Source organism: Pseudomonas sp. 18058 (assembly GCF_902706155.1).
Classification (GTDB): Bacteria; Pseudomonadota; Gammaproteobacteria; order Pseudomonadales; family Pseudomonadaceae; genus Aquipseudomonas; species Aquipseudomonas rustica.
The window spans coordinates 1-19,773 of sequence record NZ_CACSJY010000013.1 but is presented as its reverse complement, the minus strand read 5'-3'; the positions used below and the strand labels follow the sequence as shown (position 1 = coordinate 19,773).

The 19,773-nt window shown below is 60.1% G+C and carries 19 protein-coding genes; 12 read left to right on the top strand and 7 right to left on the bottom strand.

The window, feature by feature from the left end; translation table 11 throughout:
* The first annotated feature begins 66 nt into the window (after positions 1 to 66).
* From GVL50_RS09350 to GVL50_RS09325, 6 genes are all read left to right on the top strand, one after another.
* The gene (locus tag GVL50_RS09350; protein WP_053118264.1) at positions 67 to 666 is read left to right on the top strand and encodes a septation protein A; all 600 of its coding nucleotides are present in this window, start codon (positions 67 to 69) and stop codon (positions 664 to 666) included.
* Between the two features lies 1 nt (position 667).
* Entirely contained in the window at positions 668 to 967 is a 300-nt protein-coding gene (locus GVL50_RS09345) for a YciI family protein (protein ID WP_007919677.1), read from the top strand.
* Between the two features lie 362 nt (positions 968 to 1,329).
* Positions 1,330 to 1,740, top strand: a complete 411-nt coding sequence (locus GVL50_RS09340) for a translation initiation factor 2 (RefSeq protein ID WP_159812588.1) — start codon at positions 1,330 to 1,332, stop codon at positions 1,738 to 1,740.
* A 7-nt stretch (positions 1,741 to 1,747) separates the two neighbouring features.
* On the top strand, positions 1,748 to 2,425 hold the full coding sequence (locus GVL50_RS09335) for a response regulator transcription factor (RefSeq protein ID WP_159812587.1): 678 nt from the start codon (positions 1,748 to 1,750) through the stop codon (positions 2,423 to 2,425).
* 284 nt (positions 2,426 to 2,709) lie between these two features.
* Positions 2,710 to 3,159, top strand: coding sequence for a Spy/CpxP family protein refolding chaperone (locus tag GVL50_RS09330; protein ID WP_053118259.1), 450 nt, complete (start codon positions 2,710 to 2,712; stop codon positions 3,157 to 3,159).
* A gap of 196 nt (positions 3,160 to 3,355) precedes the next feature.
* The gene (locus tag GVL50_RS09325; RefSeq protein WP_159812586.1) at positions 3,356 to 4,696 is read left to right on the top strand and encodes a cell wall metabolism sensor histidine kinase WalK; all 1,341 of its coding nucleotides are present in this window, start codon (positions 3,356 to 3,358) and stop codon (positions 4,694 to 4,696) included.
* A gap of 95 nt (positions 4,697 to 4,791) precedes the next feature.
* On the opposite strand, the gene GVL50_RS09320 is transcribed toward GVL50_RS09325, so the two are convergent.
* Entirely contained in the window at positions 4,792 to 5,358 is a 567-nt protein-coding gene (locus tag GVL50_RS09320; RefSeq protein ID WP_159812585.1) for a nitroreductase family protein, read from the bottom strand.
* Positions 5,359 to 5,479: 121 nt separating this feature from the next.
* On the opposite strand from GVL50_RS09320, the gene GVL50_RS09315 reads away from it, so the two are divergent.
* The gene (locus tag GVL50_RS09315; protein ID WP_008087314.1) at positions 5,480 to 6,934 is read left to right on the top strand and encodes a TrkH family potassium uptake protein; all 1,455 of its coding nucleotides are present in this window, start codon (positions 5,480 to 5,482) and stop codon (positions 6,932 to 6,934) included.
* Here the strand turns inward: GVL50_RS09315 and GVL50_RS09310 are convergent.
* Positions 6,891 to 7,952, bottom strand: a complete 1,062-nt coding sequence (locus GVL50_RS09310; protein WP_218187425.1) for an AraC family transcriptional regulator — start codon at positions 7,950 to 7,952, stop codon at positions 6,891 to 6,893. The genes GVL50_RS09315 and GVL50_RS09310 overlap by 44 nt on opposite strands.
* Positions 7,953 to 8,116: 164 nt before the next feature.
* Between GVL50_RS09310 and GVL50_RS09305 the strand changes: the two genes are divergently transcribed.
* Positions 8,117 to 8,428 (top strand): DUF962 domain-containing protein, encoded by a 312-nt coding sequence (locus tag GVL50_RS09305; protein ID WP_064390809.1) that lies wholly within the window; start codon positions 8,117 to 8,119, stop codon positions 8,426 to 8,428.
* A gap of 25 nt (positions 8,429 to 8,453) precedes the next feature.
* The gene (locus GVL50_RS09300) at positions 8,454 to 9,044 is read left to right on the top strand and encodes an HD domain-containing protein (RefSeq protein WP_159812584.1); all 591 of its coding nucleotides are present in this window, start codon (positions 8,454 to 8,456) and stop codon (positions 9,042 to 9,044) included.
* Between the two features lie 122 nt (positions 9,045 to 9,166).
* On the opposite strand, the gene GVL50_RS09295 is transcribed toward GVL50_RS09300, so the two are convergent.
* Positions 9,167 to 9,982: a UDP-2,3-diacylglucosamine diphosphatase gene (locus GVL50_RS09295; RefSeq protein WP_159812583.1), complete on the bottom strand. Its 816-nt coding sequence runs from the start codon at positions 9,980 to 9,982 to the stop codon at positions 9,167 to 9,169.
* 133 nt (positions 9,983 to 10,115) lie between these two features.
* On the opposite strand from GVL50_RS09295, the gene GVL50_RS09290 reads away from it, so the two are divergent.
* Entirely contained in the window at positions 10,116 to 10,880 is a 765-nt protein-coding gene (locus GVL50_RS09290; RefSeq protein ID WP_159812582.1) for an AraC family transcriptional regulator, read from the top strand.
* A 194-nt stretch (positions 10,881 to 11,074) separates the two neighbouring features.
* Positions 11,075 to 11,968, top strand: coding sequence for a DMT family transporter (locus tag GVL50_RS09285; RefSeq protein WP_159812581.1), 894 nt, complete (start codon positions 11,075 to 11,077; stop codon positions 11,966 to 11,968).
* Here GVL50_RS09285 and GVL50_RS09280 read toward each other — a convergent pair.
* Entirely contained in the window at positions 11,962 to 12,249 is a 288-nt protein-coding gene (locus tag GVL50_RS09280) for a SelT/SelW/SelH family protein (protein WP_122608951.1), read from the bottom strand. The genes GVL50_RS09285 and GVL50_RS09280 overlap by 7 nt on opposite strands.
* A gap of 71 nt (positions 12,250 to 12,320) precedes the next feature.
* Between GVL50_RS09280 and GVL50_RS09275 the strand changes: the two genes are divergently transcribed.
* Positions 12,321 to 14,510, top strand: coding sequence for a patatin-like phospholipase family protein (locus tag GVL50_RS09275; protein ID WP_159812580.1), 2,190 nt, complete (start codon positions 12,321 to 12,323; stop codon positions 14,508 to 14,510).
* A 120-nt stretch (positions 14,511 to 14,630) separates the two neighbouring features.
* Here GVL50_RS09275 and GVL50_RS09270 read toward each other — a convergent pair whose 3' ends face one another.
* From GVL50_RS09270 to recQ, 3 genes are all read right to left on the bottom strand, one after another.
* Entirely contained in the window at positions 14,631 to 16,310 is a 1,680-nt protein-coding gene (locus tag GVL50_RS09270; protein ID WP_159812579.1) for a FimV/HubP family polar landmark protein, read from the bottom strand.
* Positions 16,311 to 16,437: 127 nt separating this feature from the next.
* The gene (locus GVL50_RS09265) at positions 16,438 to 16,872 is read right to left on the bottom strand and encodes a MarR family transcriptional regulator (RefSeq protein ID WP_053118236.1); all 435 of its coding nucleotides are present in this window, start codon (positions 16,870 to 16,872) and stop codon (positions 16,438 to 16,440) included.
* A gap of 501 nt (positions 16,873 to 17,373) precedes the next feature.
* Positions 17,374 to 19,503 carry a DNA helicase RecQ gene (gene recQ / locus GVL50_RS09260; protein ID WP_053118234.1) on the bottom strand — a complete coding sequence of 710 codons (2,130 nt, stop codon included), beginning with the start codon at positions 19,501 to 19,503 and terminating at the stop codon, positions 17,374 to 17,376.
* Between the last annotated feature and the right edge of the window lie 270 nt (positions 19,504 to 19,773).

Genomic DNA, 19,773 nt, shown 5'->3' with positions numbered 1-19,773 from the left:
AGCTGGCGCTATCGCGCGCCCATATGTTTGTTATTATGCCGCCACATCCAGCTTCTGGCTCTTACTGTGAAACAATTCATCGATTTCATCCCGCTTCTGCTGTTTTTCATCGTTTACAAACTTGATCCACGGGTGGTCGATGTCGCGGGCCATGAAGTCACTGTAGGCGGTATTTACAGCGCCACCGCGATGCTGATCATCAGTTCCCTGGTGGTGTACGGCGCGCTTTTCATCAAACAGCGCAAGCTGGAAAAGAGCCAGTGGCTGACCCTGATCGCGTGTCTGGTGTTCGGTAGCCTGACGCTGGCCTTCCACAGCGAAACCTTCCTCAAGTGGAAAGCCCCGGTGGTCAACTGGCTGTTTGCCGTCGCGTTCATTGGCAGCCACTTCATCGGCGACCGCCTGCTGATCAAACGGATCATGGGCCACGCGCTGACCCTGCCGGATCCGGTCTGGACGCGCCTGAACATCGCCTGGATCGCCTTTTTCCTGTTCTGCGGGGCCGCCAACCTGTTCGTCGCCTTCACCTTCCAGAGCTACTGGGTGGACTTCAAGGTGTTCGGCAGCCTGGGCATGACCCTGGTGTTCCTGGTCGCACAGGGCATTTACCTGTCGCGCCATCTGCACGATGCCGATACCCCAACAACACCAAAAACCGAGGACTGACATGCTCTACGCAATCATTGCCACCGACGTCGCCAACTCGCTGGAAGCCCGCCTGGCCGCGCGCCCTGCGCATCTGGAACGCCTGCAAGCGCTCAAGGGCGAAGGCCGCATCGTATTGGCCGGCCCACACCCGGCGGTCGACAGCAATGATCCGGGCGCCGCGGGTTTCACCGGCAGCCTGATCGTCGCCGAGTTCGACTCCCTGAGCGCTGCTCAGGCATGGGCTGATGCGGATCCGTATATTGCGGCGGGTGTGTATGCCAATGTGGTCGTGAAGCCATTCAAACAAGTACTCCCTTAAACAGATCTGCAGTGTGCCGAGGGGTTCTGTGGCGAGGGGATTTATCCCCGTTGGGTGGCGAAGCCGCCCCAAAGCCATCCAATGCGGTGTGCCTGACACACCGCATGCACCCATTTCAGGACTGCTACGCAGTCCAACGGGGATAAATCCCCTCGCCACAAATACTCATCTGACTCAAATACTCATCTATCCAAAAAATACCCACCTGCCACAAAACCCTCATCTGTCACAAAAACCCCATCAGCCACCAACATCCCTTCCCGCGCACTGAACCTTCTCGCTTCTCACCCATCTCAATCGCTCATTATTCTCGTTCGTCTGCCGACAACCTGCCCACTATCCATTGGGAAGCAGGTGTTGCGATGCGCAAGGGTTCGTTGTGTCTGATGTTGATCACGCTGTCGATCATGGCGCCCGCCCATGGTGAGGAAATCGCCGAAGGCGGCAATTCCACGCCATTGTCATTAAGCGCCGGCAGCCAGATCACCGAGTTGCAGCAGCGCCTCAAGGCCAGCGAGCAGCAGCGAGAAGAACTGAACAAACAACTGCAAAATGTCGACAACGAACGCGAAAGCGCTCAGCTCGCCCGGTTGCGCCAGGAGAACCAGCGCCTCAAGCTGCAACTCAAGGAAGCACAGGCCAGCCCGCTCCCGCGTTTGTTGACCGATCAACAGCAGTGGTTCGTCACGGGAGCCGGGGTAGCGCTATTGGCGCTGCTCTGCGGTATCTTTGCCAGTGGAGCAAGCCGAAAACGTCGGCAATGGCTAAATTGAGTGAGTCATGAGCGAGCTGTTACTGATTGATGATGACCAGGAGTTGTGCGAACTCCTGAGTTGCTGGTTAAGCCAGGAAGGCTTCCAGGTGCGCGCCTGCCACGATGGCCAGAGCGCCCGTAAAGCGTTGGCCGAAACCGCTCCGGCGGCGGTGGTGCTGGACGTGATGCTGCCCGACGGCAGCGGTCTGGAACTGCTCAAGCAGTTGCGCAACGATCACGCTGATCTGCCGGTGTTGATGTTGTCGGCCCGTGGCGAACCGCTGGATCGTATCCTCGGCCTGGAACTCGGCGCCGACGATTATCTGGCCAAACCGTGTGACCCGCGTGAATTGACCGCGCGCCTGCGCGCCGTATTGCGCCGCAGTCACCCGGCCGCCGTGTCGACGCAACTAGAGCTGGGCGACCTGAGTTTCAGCCCGGTGCGCGGTGTGGTCAGCATCGAGGAGAAAGAACTGACCCTCACTGTTTCCGAAAGTCGTTTGCTCGAAGCGCTGCTCAAGCAGCCCGGCGAACCACTGGACAAGCAGGAACTGGCGCAGATCGCCCTTGGCCGCAAACTGACGCTGTACGACCGCAGCCTCGACATGCATGTCAGCAACCTGCGCAAAAAGATCGGCCCCCACCCCGACGGCCGCCCGCGCATCGTCGCCCTGCGCAGCCGGGGTTACTACTACAGCCTCTGAACCGCACATTTCCCCGCCCAACGGTGAGCGACGCCTCCCCCTGTAGGAGCTGCCGAAGGCTGCGATCTGATCGTTCCCACGCTCTGCGTGGGAACGCAGCCGGGGACGCTCTGCGTCCCACAGTCAAAAGATCGCAGCGTGCCGCAGCTCCTACAGGGGTATGTGTAAGGCTGATGACGAAACGTCTTTACCCAAGCTTTACGTAGCGCTGACCGCCGCTGACCTTGATCTCCGTAATCTGAACTCATCCGGAACGTACCGGGAACGAGACAAGGAGATTCACCATGCGCAAGACTCTTATCGCTCTGATGTTCGCTGCCGCTCTGCCAACCGTCGCCATGGCCATGCCGCAAGATGGCGGCCCGATGGGTGGCCCGCTCGACGGCCCACGCCACGGCGGTCAGATGCACGGCATGCACGGCAAGGGCCCGTACAGCCAACTCGACCTGTCCCGCGAACAACGCGAGCAGATCCGCAAGATCATGGGCGAGCAGATGCACGAGCGTAAGCAAGTGGTCGACAAGTACCTGGAAAAACTCTCGCCAGCGGATCAGAAAGCCCTGAAAGACGAGATGGCCGCCAACCACAAGAAAGGCGAGGCCGATGTTCGTGCGGTGCTGAAGCCGGATCAACAGAAGAAATTCGACGAGATCCAGAAAAAGCAGGCTGAACGCCGCGCCGAATGGGCCGAGTTCAAGGCGTGGAAAGCGCAACAGCCGCAAAAAGCGCAATAATGTTCTGACCATGGCCCAACGGCTACCCCCGTTGGGCCTTTTTGCACTTGCCCCTGTAGGAGCTGCGGCACGCTGCGATCTTTTGACTGTGGGACGCAGAGCGTCCCCGGCTGCATTCCCACGCAGAGCGTGGGAACGATCAGATCGCAGCGTGCCGCAGCTCCTACAGTGGTTTATGTTTGATTGAGGATTTTCTGTGCGTTCATTGTTCTGGCGTATTCTCGCGAGCTTCTGGCTGGCCATCGCTCTGGTGGCCGGGTTGTCGATTCTGCTCGGGCACATGCTCAATCAGGACGCGTGGATCCTCAGTCGCCATCCGGGCCTCAACACCCTGGCCGCTGAATGGACGCAGTCATACGAAGCGCAAGGCGAGGAAGCCGCTCAGGACATCCTCGAACAACGCAAACGTCAATATCACATCGACGTCCAGGTGCTGAACGAATCCGGCGATCCGGTCGTACGTGGCACCTTCCCGCGCCGCGCCGCCGCGTTCGAAGCGCGACAGAACAACGATGACCGCCGCCTGCCATGGCGCCGCCTCACTGACGAATTCACCAGCGAAAAAACCGGCGACACCTACCTGTTCATCTACCGCATCCCGCACCCGGAACTCGACGCCTGGCACCGCGAAAGCCTGCTCTGGCCGCTGAGTGCGTTGGGCATCGCGCTGGTGGTGCTGACCCTGTTCAGCTTGCTGGTAACTTTCTCCATCACCCGCCCGCTCAGTCGATTACGCGGCGCGGTGCATGATCTGGGGCAGACCACCTATCAGCAAAACAGCCTGGCCAAACTGGCTAACCGCCGCGATGAATTCGGCGTGCTCGCCACTGACTTCAACCGCATGGGTGCGCGCCTGCAAAGCCTGATCGGCAGTCAACGCCAGTTGCTGCGCGACGTTTCCCATGAATTACGTTCACCACTGGCAAGGCTGCGCATTGCTTTGGCGCTGGCCGAACGGGCCAACCCTGAAGAGCGCGAAAAGCTTTGGCCGCGCCTGACCCGCGAGTGCGATCGCCTCGAAGCCTTGATCAGCGAGATTCTGGTGCTGGCGCGGGTCGATGCAGACAACGCCAGTGCGGAAGACGTGGATCTGAATGCGCTGCTCGGCACTTTGCAGAAAGACGCGAAACTCGGTTCGCCCGAGCAGACAGTGCGTCTGGACGTTGAACCGAATCTGCAACTCAAAGGTTGGCCGACGATGATTGAGCGGGCCGTCGATAATCTTCTGCGTAATGCTCAGCGCTTCAACCCCGAGGGTCAGGCGATTGAAATGCAGGCCTCGCGTCAGGGCGAAAAAATTGTCGTCAGCGTGCGCGACCATGGGCCGGGGGTGCAGGCCGAACATTTGAGTCAGTTGGGTGAACCGTTCTATCGGGCGCCGGGGCAGACGACGGCGGGACATGGTTTGGGCCTGGCGATTGCGCGCAGGGCGGCGGAACGGCATGGCGGGAGTCTGACGTTGGCCAATCATCCGCAGGGCGGGTTTATTGCCAGTCTGGAATTGCCGCTGGTGCCAGGCGCGGTGGTTCAGCCGTAGATTTTCGATGATGCAAAAAGATCGCAGCCTGCGGCAGCTCCTACAGGAAAACGCATTCCAATGTAGGAGCTGCCGCAGGCTGCGATCTTTTGACTCTAAGCTTTACCCGGCCAGGCGCTGACGAACTCGGCCAGGTCAACCTTCTCCGCCACACGCGGTTCTTTCTGCGGTGTGCCGAGGTAGAGGAATGCGATAACCTCTTCACCTTCGGTCAGGCCCAAACCCTGCGCCACGTGCCGGGAATACGCCAAATCCCCGGTACGCCACACCGCGCCAATCCCCTGCGCATACGCCGCCAGCAAAATCCCGTGCGCCGCACACCCGGCTGCGAGCAATTGCTCAGCTTTCGGATACTTCACGTGTTCCTGCAATTTAGCGATCACCACAACCACCAACGGCGCTCGCAGCGGGCCGTTGCGGGCCTTGTCGATCATCGCTTCGGTGACTTCGCCTGCCTGCTGCTGCGCCGCTTCGGCCAGCAACTCGCCCATTTGCTCGCGCGCCGCGCCTTCGACGGTCAGGAAGCGATACGGCTGCAAATGCCCGTGATCCGGCGCACGCAAGGCTGCGCCAAACAAGGCTTCGCGCTGTTCGGCAGTAGGGGCCGGTTCGACCAGTCGTGGAACGGAAACACGGTTGAGCAACGCGTCGAGAGCCTGCATCGGCCACCTCCTGAAAAATATGTGCGGCTATTCTAGCTGTAACTGCCAACAGGATGCCGGTTTACATGCCCTGCCCCGCAGGTAGAATGGCGCCCTCCCCACCACAGCCCGAGCGGACTTCATGGCGTTGCCGACCTTACGGATCATTGGTTTCATCATCGGCATCTTCCTGATCACGCTGGCTGTCGCCATGGTCGTGCCCATGGCCACCCTGGTGATTTTCGATCGCACCAGCGATCTGCCGTCGTTCCTCTGGGCGAGCATGATCACCTTCGTCGCCGGCCTCGCGCTGGTGATTCCGGGTCGGCCCGAACACATTCATTTGCGCCCGCGTGACATGTATTTGCTCACCGTCAGCAGTTGGCTGGTGGTGTGCATTTTCGCCGCGCTGCCGTTTCTGCTGACCCAACACATCAGCTACACCGACTCGTTTTTCGAGAGCATGTCCGGGATCACCGCCACCGGTTCGACCGTGCTCAATCATCTCGATGACATGTCCCCCGGCATCCTGATGTGGCGCTCGTTGCTGCACTGGATCGGCGGCATCGGCTTTATCGGTATGGCGGTGGCAATTCTGCCGCTGTTGCGCATCGGTGGCATGCGCCTGTTCCAGACCGAATCGTCCGACCGCTCGGAAAAGGTCATGCCGCGCTCGCACATGGTGGCGCGCCTGATCGTCGCGGCGTACGTCGGCATCACCATTGTCGGCAGCCTCGCGTTCTGGTGGGCCGGGATGAGCCCGTTCGATGCGATCAATCACGCGATGTCGGCGATTTCCACCGGCGGTTTCTCGACCTCCGACCAGTCGCTGGCCAAGTGGACGCAACCGGCGGTGCACTGGGTTGCGGTGGTGATCATGATTCTCGGCAGCCTGCCGTTCACCCTGTACGTGGCGACCATGCGCGGCAACCGCAAGGCGTTGATCCGCGATCAGCAGGTGCAGGGTTTGCTGGGGATGTTGCTGGTGACCTGGCTGGTACTCGGCACCTGGTATTGGTGGACGACCAACCTGCATTGGCTGGACGCGCTGCGCCACGTAGCGCTGAACGTGACCTCGGTGGTCACCACCACTGGTTTCGCCCTCGGCGATTACAGCCTGTGGGGCAACTTCTCGCTGATGCTGTTTTTCTATCTGGGTTTTGTCGGCGGCTGCTCCGGCTCGACGGCGGGTGGGATCAAGATTTTCCGTTTCCAGGTCGCCTACATCCTGCTCAAGGCCAACCTTAATCAGTTGATTCATCCACGCGCGGTGATCAAGCAGAAGTACAACGGTCACCGTCTCGACGAAGAGATCGTGCGTTCGATTCTGACCTTTTCGTTCTTCTTCGCCATCACCATTTGCGTGATCGCCCTGCTGCTGTCGCTGCTTGGCGTCGACTGGATGACTGCGCTGACCGGCGCTGCCAGCACCGTGTCCGGCGTCGGCCCGGGCCTGGGCGAAACCATTGGCCCGGCGGGCAACTTTGCCACCCTGCCGGATGCGGCGAAGTGGATTCTGTCGTTCGGCATGCTGCTTGGCCGACTCGAGATCATTACTGTGTTTGTGCTGTGTATTCCGGCATTTTGGCGTCATTGACCGCGTTCGGGGCCTGCAACAGTCGCGCCCGGTAATCGCCGGGCGTGGTGTCGAACCAGCGGCGGAAGGCGCGGAAGAAGTTGCTCGGATCGGCAAAACCCAACAGATATGCGATTTCCAGCAAGGTCATGCTCGGTTGCGCCAAATACTGCTCGGCCAGTTCACGACGGGTGTCATCGAGCAGTTGCTGAAAACTCGTGCCCTCCTCCTGCAAGCGCCGCTGCAACGTGCGCTGAGATAGATGCAGGGTCTGCGCCACGGTGTCGCGCTTCGGCTCGCCTTGCGGGAGTAAACGGCACAGCACCTGCCGTGCCTTGTGCGTGACCCGGCTCTCGGAAAACCGCGCCAGATATTCCCCGGCAAAACGATCGTGCAGCAGCGCCATCGCCTCGTTGGCGGTGGGCAGCGGCGCTTCCATGTCAGCGCGCTCGAAAATCAGCGCATCGTACGGTGCGTTGAACACCAACGGCGCGTGAAAGGCTTGTTTATACGGTTCGAGATCGGCGGGTTGGGCGCCCTGCACCAACACTTTGACAGGGTGCAGCGTACGCCCGCTCAACCAGCCGCACAGGCCCAACGCGCAGGCCAGAGAGGCTTCGGCGCTTTGTCGGGTCGGCGGCAGATGATCGCCATGCACGGTCAGAATCAGCGCGTAGCCTTCTTCGAGCAGACGAAAACTCAGGTCGGCACTTTCGGCGATGATCCGCTGATAGCGCACCAGCCGTTGAAAGCCTTCAGCGAGCGTATTGCTCGACATCAGCGCGTAACCGGCGACATGAAACGATGCCGGTCGCACCACTTTGCCCATGTTCAGGCCGATCGCCGGATTACCGGACAGCTCGACCGCCCGTTGCCAGAGCCGGGTCATGGAATCTTGCGGGAAGCGCGCATCCGGATCATCCAGAGCCGTGTAATCGAGCCCCAGTTGCTTGAACAGAACCCGGCAATCCAGGCCGTCCATCTCCAATGCTTTGACAATCCCCATCGCCCAGCTTGCAGAAGTCGTTCGTTCGCTCATGGCGTTTTTCTTTTACATGATGGGCCGCATGTTACGGCCTGATTTGCGAAGGATACTAAAGTGGCGCCGATTGTCACTGGCCCACGCCAATGATCACTCTAGACTCAAATAAGCTACCCGCAGAACAACTCGTCGCCAGAACAATAACCACAGAGAACGCGGTCGTGGAAAACATCAAGCAATTCAACAGCTTCGCTGAGTTCTATCCGTATTACCTCAGTGAGCACAACAACAGCACCTGCCGACGCCTGCATTTCATCGGCACGACGCTGGTTATTTTCATTCTGGCGATGACCATCGCCAAAGGCGCCTGGCTGCTGTTATTGGCCGTGCCATTGGCGGGGTACAGCTTTGCCTGGGTCGGGCATTTCTTTTTCGAGAAGAACCGGCCAGCGACTTTCCAGCATCCGCTGTACAGCCTGCTCGGCGATTTCGTCATGTACCGCGACATGATCTTGGGTCGCGTGGCGTTCTAAACAATAAGAAACACGAGGTTTGCCGATGAATGCCAATGCCTGTTTCACCCATATGAAGGATGGCACGCAGGAAGACTGGGCGATCATCGCCTCGGACTTCAGCGCCTACGCCAAACAATTGCCCTCGCGGATCATGGCGCACCTGAAATTGCTTGAAGGCGACTTCGGCGGCTTCCCGGTGGATCGCCTGACCCACTCGCTGCAAACCGCAACCCGCGCCTTTCGTGATGGTCGCGACGAGGAATACGTGGTCTGCGCGTTGCTGCATGACATTGGCGACACTCTGGGTTCTTACAACCATCCGGACATTGCGGCGGCGATTCTCAAGCCGTTTGTCAGTGCCGATAATTTGTGGATGGTGGAGAAACACGGGGTATTTCAGGGCTACTACTTCTTTCATCATCTAGGCATGGATCGGCATTTGCGCGAGCAGTTCGCCGGGCATCCGCAGTATCAGGCGACGGCCGAGTTTTGCGCCAAGTATGATGCGGCGGCGTTTGATCCGGCGTATGACACGCTGCCGTTGAGCTTCTTTGAACCGATGATGGAGCGGTTGTTTGCGCAGCCGAAGAACTCGATTTACAAGGCAGCGATGGAAGAACATAGCCCCGCCTGACTGTCACCGCCGATCAAATGTGGGAGGGGGCTTGCTCCCGAATGCGGTGTGTCAGTCAGTCAATTTTTATATGACACGCCGCTTTCGGGAGCAAGCCCCCTCCCACAGATGATTTGGGTTGTTCAAGCGAGTTCGGCGACTTTGGCCGCTCTTAGCTCCGCCTCTCGCGCCTGCGCATCCGCCAGCCGATACAACTCGATCGTGCCATCCCAATGCTCGATCAGCGCCGTACACGACTCCACCCAATCGCCGCAGTTGAGGTAATCCACCTCACCGACCTTGCGAATTTCGGCATGGTGAATGTGCCCGCAGACCACCCCGTGCAACCCGCGCTTCACGCACTCATGGGCGATGGCTTCTTCGAAGTCGCTGATAAAACTCACCGCCGTCTTCACCTTGTGCTTGAGATACGCCGACAGCGACCAATAGCCGTAGCCATAGCGCGCCCGCCAGTGGTTGAGCCAGCGATTCAGCGTCAGGGTAAATTCGTAGGCCGAATCGCCGAGGAAGGCCAGCCAGCGGTGATATCGGGTGATCACATCAAACTGATCGCCGTGAATCACCAGCAGATGCCGACCGTCCGCGGTGACGTGCACCGCTTCGTCGACCAATTGAATATTGCCCAGAATCAGCTTCGAGTAACGGCGCAAGAACTCGTCGTGATTGCCGGTGACGTAGATCACTTCGGTGCCGCGCTTGCTCATGGTCAGCAAGCGCCGGATCACGTTGGTGTGCGCTTGCGGCCAGTACATGCCGCCGCGCAGTTTCCAGCCGTCGATGATGTCGCCGACCAGATACACCTTGTCGGCGTGATAGCCCTTGAGGAACGTCGACAAGTGCTCGGCCTGGCAATCGCGCGTGCCCAGGTGCACGTCGGAGATCCACAGGGTTCGCACCCTTTGTTTGCGGCTGGGTCTGGCGAGCTCGGCGCTGGTCATGGGCAACCCTCTGCGATGTTTTCGCCACTCTGCGCGCATCCGGTGAATCGACCATGACAAGCGCGAGTCAGTCGTGTGACAGCGCACACAGTGCCGGCCGGTGTAGACTGCAGGCCTGCCCGGAGACTTGTTCATGCGCCCGATTCTCACCCTGCGTCAGTACACCCGCGATCTGATCGTCCACAGCCACGAGCACGCCCAATTGGTGTTCGGGCTGTCCGGTGCGCTGGATTTCGAGGTCGAGGGCCGTGGCAGTCAGGTGCGTCAGCAAAGTTTTGTGGTGATCCCTTCGGGTGCGCACCACGCGTGCGGCAGTCCCGATGGCAGTCGTTGCCTGGTGATGGACATTCCTGACGGGCAATGGCTGGTGGATTCGTTGGGTGAACATGCCGAGGCCAGTCGCCGTTTGCTCGATCAGCCTGCGCGCCTGTCGCTGGATTCCGGGCAGAGTCAGTTGGTCAGTTGGCTGGCGAACAGCCCGGTCAGTGATCCGTTGATCGCGCAGCAAGGCTCGGTGTTGCTGCTGGCCAGTCTCAATCATGCGAAACCAGCCGAACTGACTGCCCGCCGTTTGCCTTATGCGGCGCTGGATGCGCACATCGAGCAGAACGCGGCTTATCCGCTGCAAGTCGCCGATCTGGCGCGGGTTGCCGGGCTGTCGAGTGCGCGACTGCATGCGCGGTTTATGGCGGAATGCGGGCAGACGCCGATGGATTACATCCGCAGTCGACGCCTGCATCTGGCGGTGCAAATGCTCCGCGACACGCTTTTGCCGATGGGCGAGATTGCCAGTCGCGTCGGTTACAGCTCGCAGAGTGCCTTCTCGGCCGCCGTGCTGCGCGAGTTCGGCTCATCACCCGGCCAGCTTCGCCGCGATTCCGGCGACAAAAGACGATAGTCCGCCGACAGACTTACTGATCTCCACACGCTTAAATGTAGGAGCTGCCGAAGGCTGCGATCTTTGATCGTTCCCACGCTCTGCGTGGGAATGCAGCCCGTGACGCTCCGCGTCAATGGACGCAGAGCATCCCCAGAGTCGTTCCCACGCAGAGCGTGGGAACGATCGATTGTGTTTGAGATAGAAGGATTGCAATGACCCCGCGTACCGCCCTCGGCGCTCTGCACATTGGTGCTTTGATGTTTGGCCTGACCGGTGTGTTCGGCAAACTCGCTGCCGCCTCCCCCGCCGTGATCGTTTTCGGCCGCGCCGCTTTTGCCGTGCTCGCTCTGGCGTTTTTTGCCCGTTTCGCCAGTGCGCAGGGCTGGCGAAAACTCGAGGCTGTGGACTGGCGTCGACTGATCCTCAGCGGCGTATTGCTGGCCGGGCATTGGGTGAGTTTCTTCATTTCGGTGAAAGTCGCCGGCGTGGCCATCGCGACCTTGGGTTTTGCCAGTTTCCCGGCGTTTACGGTGATTCTCGAAGGGCTGATCTTCCGCGAACGCATTCGCGCCAACGAGATTGTGCTGGTGGTGCTGGTCAGCGTCGGCCTGATTCTGGTGACCCCGGCCTTTGATCTGGGCAGCGGCGCCACCGTTGGCTTGCTCTGGTCGGTGCTGTCGGGGCTGCTGTTCTCATTGCTGTCGCTGACCAACCGCGCCAGCTCCGGACGCATCCCGGCGGTGCAGGCGGCGCTGTGTCAAAACGTGGTGGTGGCGCTGTGTCTGCTGCCGGTCGCGGCGCCACAACTGAGCGAAGTGCGCGCGCTGGACTGGTTGTGGATCGCCCTGCTCGGCGTGTTCTGCACCGGCGTCGCTCACAGCCTGTTCGTGGCCAGTCTGGCGGTGATCAAGGCGCGTACCGCCGCGGTGGTGTTCGCGATGGAGCCGGTCTACGGCATCACCGTCGCCTGGCTGCTGTTCAATGAAAACCCGACGCCGAAGATGTTGATCGGCGGCGCGCTGATCATTGTCGCCATCGTCGTCTCGGCGCGGATGTCAGGCAATGCCGACAAGAAAACCGTCGCCGCCGAGGCCGCGTCTCACTGAGTACGATCGTTGTGGCCGAGGTCGCGGTCAGGATCGATCTGATCGCGCACCCGCTGCTTCAGCACCTTGGCTTCCGGAAAACCGCCGTCGGCCTTGCGTTCCCAGATCTGCACGCCAGCGCAGGTGATCTGAAACACCCCGCCAGTGCCCGGCACCAACGAGACTTTGCCGAGGTCGTCGCCGAAGGTGCTGAGCAGCTCCTGAGCGAGCCACGCGGCGCGCAACAGCCATTGGCATTGCGTGCAATAAGTGATGACAACTTCTGCTTTTGCGACAGTCATGTTCGCGACAACTCCTGAGACAGAGGGCGCCGCTATAATAGCCGGCTTTACCGCTTGCCCCGAGACTCACAATGCGCCGTCTGCTGTTCTGCCTGCTGCTTGGTTTCCTGCCCTTCTTCGTCCATGCCACTGAAGCGCCGCGCCCGAAAATCGGCCTGGTGCTGTCCGGCGGCGCCGCGCGCGGGCTGGCGCACATCGGCGTGCTCAAGGCTTTGGAAGAGCAAGGCATCAAGATCGATGCGATCGCCGGCACCAGCATGGGTGCGGTGGTCGGCGGCTTGTACGCCTCGGGTTACAAGATCGACGAGCTGGAAAAACTCGCGCGGAACATCGACTGGCAAGCCGCGCTGTCCGACGCGCCACCGCGTGAAGACGTGCCGTTTCGACGCAAGCAGGACGACCGCGATTTTCTGGTGAAACAGAAACTCAGCTTTCGCGACGACGGCAGCCTCGGCCTGCCATTGGGTGTGATTCAAGGACAAAACCTCTCGTTGCTGCTGGAAAGCCTGCTGGCACACACCAGTGATACCCGCGATTTCGACAAACTGCCGATCCCCTTCCGCGCCGTGGCCACCGACATCGCCAACGGTGAGAAAGTGGTATTCCGCAAAGGCCATCTGCCGCAGGTGATTCGCGCGAGCATGTCGATCCCGGCGGTGTTCGCGCCGGTCGAACTCGATGGCCGGTTGCTGGTGGACGGCGGCATGACCGACAACATTCCGCTGGATGTGGCGCGGGAAATGGGCGTCGACATCGCCATCGTCGTCGACATCGGTACGCCGCTGCGCAACCGCAAACAACTGACCACCGTGGTCGACGTGCTCAACCAGTCGATCACCCTGATGACCCGGCGCAACTCGGAAGAACAACTCGCCGCGCTGCACGCCGATGACGTTTTGATTCAACCGGCACTGGCCGCCTTCGGCGTCACCGATTTCGGCAAGGCGCAGGAAATGATCGACGCCGGTTACCGCGCGACCAAAGCCCTCGACGCCCGCCTCGCACAACTCAAGCCGAGTGAATCCCAAGACGCCGAACTCAACGCCGCCCGTTCGCCGGGCCAGCGCACGCCGGTCATCACCGCCATTCGTGTGGAGAACGATTCGAAAGTCGATGACGACGTGATCCGCTATTACATCCGTCAACCCATCGGTGAACCGCTGGATCTGGGCCGACTGCATTCGGACATGGGCACTTTGTACGGTCTCGACTACTTCGAGCAGGTGCAATACCGCGTGGTGCACAAAGGCCCGGATCACACCCTGGTGATCAGCGCGCGTGGCAAACGCAGCGGCACCGATTACCTGCGCGTCGGCCTCAATCTGTCGGACGACATGCGCGGCGACAGCGCTTTCAACCTCGGCGCCAGCTACCGCGTCAACGGCATCAACCGCCTCGGCGCGGAATGGCTGACGCGTGCGCAGATCGGCGACAAACAAGAGCTTTACACCGAGTTCTATCAGCCGCTGGACGTCGGTTCGCGCTACTTCGTCGCGCCGTATGCATCGTTCGAAGCGCAGAACGTCGAGTCGATTCTCGATAATGATCCGATCGCGCAATACCGCGTCGAGCGCTACGGTTTCGGCCTCAACCTCGGTCGGCAGATCGGCAACAACGGCGAAGTGCGTTTCGGCGTTGGCGAAGCGTGGGGCAAGGCCGATGTGCGCATTGGCGATCAGGATCTGCCGAGCGAAAGCTTCAACGAAGGCTTCTACTCGCTGAAGTACTCATACGACTCGCTGGACAATGTTTACTACCCTCACGAAGGCAAGGACATCAGCCTGACGCTGACGCAATTCGAACCCGGCCTTGGCTCGGATACACGTTATCGGCAGTGGGATTTCAAAATCGACAAAGCCATGAGTCATGGCCCCGACACGCTGATCCTCGGCGGTCGTTACGGGCGCACGCTGGACGACGCCAATGTGGTGACATCGAGCTTCCTGCTCGGCGGCGCGCGGCAGTTGTCGGGGTTCCGGGAAGATGCGATTTCCGGGCAGAACGTCAGCCTGATGCGTGCCGTGTATTTCCGCCGTCTGACACCACGCTCGTATCTGCCGCTGGACTTCCCGCTGTACGCCGGTGCTTCGCTGGAGCGTGGGCGGGCATGGAACAATGACAATGAGTTCGATAGTGGTTACATCAATGCGGCGAGTGTGTTTATCGGGTTTGACACGCCGCTGGGGCCGTTGAATTTCACGTATGGGTTGAATGATGCGGATGAGCAGGCGGTTTATCTGAACCTTGGGCAGACTTTTTGATTAGCGTTGTCTGATCTGGCGCCTTCGCGAGCAAGCCCGCTCCCACAGTTTGGAATGCGTTCCCCTTGTGGGAGCGGGCTTGCTCGCGAAGGCGTCAGTACATTCACCCCATCAATCAGCTCAGCGAATCCCCGCCAACAACGTCCGCGCCGTCTGCTTCAACGGTTCATCGCCCTCTTTGAGCAATTCATTAAGCAACGCAATCGCACTGTCGATATCGCCGTCATCAATGCAGTTCTGCGCCTGCTCAAGCTTGCCGGCGCCCTCCTCCATTTCAGGCTCTGACAGCTGCAAATCCAGCGGCTCCAGCGTCAACGCCTGCAGATCACCAAACTCATTGAGGAAGTCATCATCCAGCGGCTGCGCATCCGGCTCGGGAATCCATTCCAGCTCCGACTCCTCCGACAATGGCTGAACCGGCGCTGGAGAGTTGTCCTGCAGATCCCAACTGGAATCCATCGACAGCTCGCCCAGATTCAGTTCGAAATCATCCTCCGGCGGCGTGGGTTCGGGCTGAGCGGCAGCGATCGGTGCGGCCACCAAAACCGGCGCAACACTCGTCAGCTTCGGATGCCGATCGCGAACTGCCTGTAACTCGTGTTCATCCACTCCAAGCTGTCGCAAGTGGTTTTCCTGTTGCTCGTACGCGGCGTTATCGCCTTGGCGCCCTAAAACTTCGAGCAGTTGCACCCCGAGGTCGATGCGTTCCGGTTCCTTGGCCAAGGCATCGCGCAGTAAGCCGACGGCCTCGCCGAGTCTTCCGTAAGCGAGATAAATGCCCACCGCTTCCAGCACATCGCCTGCCGCGGGTTCTTCGCGGTGTTCGGCTGAGGCGTGGTGTCTGAATGAATCTGGACTCTGCGTTTCCTCGGTGTCGGGCTCGATGCCAAGTGGCAGCGGCGGCGCGGCAACGGTTTGCGTTTGTTGGCGACGACGCACGATCAACCCGCCAATCAGCGCGACCAACAACAGCACTAATCCGCCGAGCAGCAGCCAGTTCGGCGAATCATCTTCCGTAGCGACTGGCGCAACCACCGGAGCGGGTGCTGGCGTCACCACAGCTGGCGGCGGTTTCTGCAGCTCGGCCAGACGCGTCTGCAATTCGCCCATTTGTTTTTTGCCGTCGGTGATCAGCGCCTGTTGCTCCTGCAACTTGGCGTTCTGCTCTTCGATGGTTTTTTGCAGTTGTTGATTGAGCAACACACTGGCGGCTAACTGTTCAGCGACTGCATCGTTGGCCGGTGCGGCGGGAGTTGGTGGCGGCGGAGCAGTTTCTCGCTTGCCCTGCGCGGCCTGAACCGGCGCGGTCACAGGCTCGACAATCGGAAACGCAGAAGATTGCGCGCGGGGATCCGGCTCATCAGTGGCCGGCTCGATACCCGGCGTACCCGGCGGATCAATCAGCACGGTGTATTCGCGCAGCAATCGGCCGTTGGGCTGATTGAGTTGCACGAGGAAATTCAGGAAGGGTTCGTTAACCGGTTTGCTGGACGTCACCCGGATCATCTGGCGATTGCCATGCAGGATCGGGATGAACTTGAGGTCGTTGAGGAAAAACACCCGCTCGACCCCGGCCTCAGCGAACTCATCCGCCGTGGCCAGGCGCACCGACAGATCGTTTTGCGTCAGCCCGCCGACATCCACCAACGCGATGTCGGCCTTGAGCGGCTGATTGAGGCTTGAATGGATCGTAATGTCACCCAGCCCCAACGCCATCGACCACGTCGAGTAACTGAATAGCCCGGCCAGCAGCAGCCATTTGCCACCACTGCGCCGTACCACGTGCCAACTTGCGAGCATGAGCATCCCTTAAATAAGCAAAACCGACTTCTATGCGTTCGCACATCCGGTACGAACACGATATTGCCCAGTAGTTCTTATAGTCGGCTCAGTGCGATCTCTCAAAAAATCGGCACAGGGTTGTGCCTCAAGATTTTTCCAGGTTGGTCAGAATGTGCGCGTGAACACGCATGCACACCTTTAAATCCGCCTCGTCGACGCCTTCGAACAATTCGTGGCGCAACTGCGTGGCAATGGTTTCAATTTGTTCAATGAGCGGCAGCGCGGGGGCGCAGAGGACAATTTTTTTCGCCCGACGGTCTTCCATCACGGACTGGCGTTGCACCAGGCCCTGGCTTTCCAGACTATCGAGCAAGCGCGCGAGGGTCGGCCCTTCAACGCCGACGCTCTGCGCCAGCTCACGTTGGGTCGGCGCCTCTTCGAACCGCGCCAAATGCAGCAGCACCAGCCAGCGCGCCTGGGAAAGGCCCAGCCCGGCGAGACGGCGATCCAGTTCGGCGCGCCAGCCACGGGACATCTGGGCCAGTTGCATGCCAAAGCGGTGTTGATCGGTTAACGGCATAAAACACTCACGGTTAGTCTGAAAAATAAGGAATTTCTAATTATTAGCCAGCTAAGCATGAGCCGCAGTTATAGGCAAGAGTCGCTCTGTACTGAATCGTTACATCTTGAAGCCCCTCACCCTAGCCCTCTCCCAGAGGGAGAGGGGACTGATCGGGGGATGCTCGGGATTTTCGGCGACTTGGGAGTGCTTTGATGAATTCGAAATTGGAATGCCCTCACCCTAGCCCTCTCCCGCAGGGAGAAGGGACTGATCGGGGGATGCTCGGGATTTTCGGCGACTTGGGAGTGCTTTGCTGAATCGAAATTTGGAAAGCCCTCACCCTAGCCCTCTCCCAGAGGGAGAGGGGACTGATTGGGGGATATTGGGGAATTACGCCGACGTGATAGTGCGACGTTGAATCCATAATCGACTCGGTCATTCAGGTCGATGTAGGACGCAAGACACCTCGGTCGGCCCCCTCTCCCTAGGGGAGAGGGCTGGGGAAGGGCAACGGCCAAATTACATCTCAAATTCCGATTGCAACGCTGCCCGAACGCAATACAACACGCCTTCCGGCACGCGCCCGGCGAACAACTCGGCAATCTCAGCGACCGACGGCAACTCCCCCTCACCATCAAGGAACGCATCCTGCACTTCGCCCATCAGTTCCTCAGGCAGATCCAGCGCCTGTTCCAGTGACAACTGCTGCTTGCCAATTGCCTCAGCCAACATCGTGTAAACGTTCTTCTCCGAACATTGCAACTGACCGGCAATCTGCAACGGCGTCATGCCCGCCCGAGCCAACGTGATCAGCTCATGGCGCACATCGGCCACGACTTTCGGCGCCTCGACCTCGCCACCCAGCACTTCGAGGAAGGCATCGCCATAGCGTTCCAGTTTACGCGCACCGACACCACTGACCCGGGCCATTTCCGCCAGCGAGGTCGGTTGGCTGCGGAGCATTTCCAGCAACGTCGAATCCGGAAAAATAACGTACGGCGGCACGCCATGTTCTTCGGCGAGTTTGCGCCGCAACGCACGCAACGCTTCCCACTGTTCGCGCTCTTCGCCGCGCACCAGTTGACTGGCCGGGCTCTTGCTGCCGCTTTTCGCGGTGACTTGCGGCTTGAGATCGCGGCGCAGCTCCAAGCTCACTTCGCCCTTGAGCAGCGGTCGGCAGCTATCGTTCAATCGCAGACCGCCATAACCTTCGTGATCGACATCCGCCAGGCCCCGCGCCACTAACTGGCGGAACAGCGAGCGCCATTCGCTCTCGCTCAACGCCTTGCCAACGCCCCACACCGACAAATGCTGATGACCGAAGCTGCGGATTTTTTCGTTGTCCTTGCCCAGCAGCACATCGACCAAATGACCGACACCATAACGCTGGCCAGTGCGGAAAATCGCCGATAACGCCTGACGCGCAGGCTCGGTGGCGTCCCAGGTCTGCACGCCATCGACGCAGTTGTCGCAATGGCCGCACGGCTCGGGCATGTCTTCGTCGAAATACGCCAGCAAGGTCTGACGACGGCAGCGGGTTTCTTCGCAGAGCGAGAGCATCGCGTCGAGTTTGTGCTGCTCCAGACGCTTGTGGCGCTCGTCGCCTTCGGAGTTTTGCAGCATCTGCTTGAGCATCACCACGTCTTGCAGACCGTAGGCCATCCACGCGTCCGCCGGCAGACCGTCACGGCCGCCGCGACCGGTTTCCTGGTAATACGCCTCAAGGGATTTCGGCAAATCGAGGTGCGCGACAAAGCGCACGTTGGGCTTGTCGATGCCCATGCCGAACGCCACGGTGGCGACCATGATCAGGCCTTCCTCATTAAGGAAGCGCTTCTGGTTGAAGGCACGCAAATCATTGGGCAGACCGGCGTGATACGGCAGCGCCGGGAAACCCTGCTCGCTCAAGAACGTCGCGACCTCTTCAACTTTCTTGCGCGACAGGCAATAGACGATGCCGGCGTCGCTGCGTCGCTCGGCCAGAAACGCCAGCAACTGCTTGCGCGGCTGCTCTTTCGGCACGATGCGGTAAAAGATGTTCGGGCGGTCAAAGCTCGACAGGAAACGCTCGGCGTTCTGCAGGTGCAGACGCGTGACGATTTCTTCGCGGGTACGTTTGTCGGCGGTGGCGGTCAGGGCGATGCGCGGCACATCGGGAAACAGTTCCGCCAGTTGACCGAGTTGCAGGTATTCCGGGCGGAAATCGTGACCCCATTGCGATACGCAGTGCGCTTCGTCGATGGCGAACAGGGCGATGTCCAGGCTCTGCAGGAACGACAGCATGCGCGGCTGCACCAGACGCTCGGGCGCCAGATACAACATTTTCACTTCACCGCGTTTGATCCGCGCGGCGAGATCGCGTTGTTGCTCGGCGCTCAGTGTCGAGTTCAACGCTGCCGCCGCGACCCCCAGCTCTTCAAGAGTGGCGACCTGGTCGTCCATCAACGCGATCAGCGGCGAGACCACCACTGCCAGGCCTTCGCGCAGCAGCGCCGGCACCTGGAAGCACAGGGATTTGCCGCCACCGGTAGGCATCAGAACCAGTGCGTCACCGCCGCTGGCCACGCGCTCAATGATTGCACCCTGACGGCCACGAAAACTGTCGTAGCCGAAGATGTCCTTGAGGACGCGTTGAGCCTGTTCGAGCATAGAAACTCCAAAAATCACAAAAACATCCCTGCAAGGCTGGTTCATGACGGGCAAAGCTGCACCGCAGAATCGTAAGAACGCATTGCATGACGGCCGCAATGCGGGCAGGGATCGCAAAACGCGGCAGTATACCCGAGGCCTTCCCTGCACAGGGTGCCGCTGATAAGACACACGCTGTAATTGGCTTCACACCGAACCCTGTGGGAGCGGGCTTGCTCGCGAAGGCGGTGGATCAGTGAATGTAAAAGTGCCTGACACACCGCCTTCGCG